Origin of the sequence: Vibrio cincinnatiensis, from assembly GCF_022113815.1 — a bacterium.
GTDB classification, from domain to species: Bacteria; Pseudomonadota; Gammaproteobacteria; order Enterobacterales; family Vibrionaceae; genus Vibrio; species Vibrio cincinnatiensis_A.
Genome location: NZ_SGOM01000098.1, coordinates 1 through 333, shown reverse-complemented (window position 1 = coordinate 333; position 333 = coordinate 1). Strand labels below are relative to the sequence as shown.

Here is a 333-nt window from a genome sequence, read left to right as displayed (position 1 = left end):
TGCGACACTAGCTCAGTTGGTAGAGCGCAACCTTGCCAAGGTTGAGGTCACGAGTTCGAACCTCGTGTGTCGCTCCAGAATAAACAGTATGGCGAAAGCGGTACTGAGATGTAAAAAGCATCAAAATAAATTTGTGTGCCCTGGTGGTGAAATTGGTAGACACAAGGGATTTAAAATCCCTCGACTTTCGAGTCGTGCCGGTTCAAGTCCGGCCCGGGGCACCATTCATTAAAGTAGAGATGAATAATCATCTTGAATGCGACACTAGCTCAGTTGGTAGAGCGCAACCTTGCCAAGGTTGAGGTCACGAGTTCGAACCTCGTGTGTCGCTCC

Annotated in this window: 3 tRNA genes; all 3 read left to right on the top strand. The window is 48.9% G+C overall.

Features of this window, described 5'->3' with window-relative positions:
• Window position 1 precedes the first annotated feature (1 nt).
• The 3 genes from EXA13_RS16790 (at window position 2) to EXA13_RS16780 (ending at window position 331) form a co-directional block, all read left to right on the top strand.
• Window positions 2-77 (top strand) — tRNA-Gly (locus EXA13_RS16790).
• Window positions 78-137: 60 nt separating this feature from the next.
• Window positions 138-224 (top strand) — tRNA-Leu (locus EXA13_RS16785).
• Between the two features lie 34 nt (window positions 225-258).
• Window positions 259-331 (top strand) — tRNA-Gly (locus EXA13_RS16780).
• Window positions 332-333 lie beyond the last annotated feature (2 nt).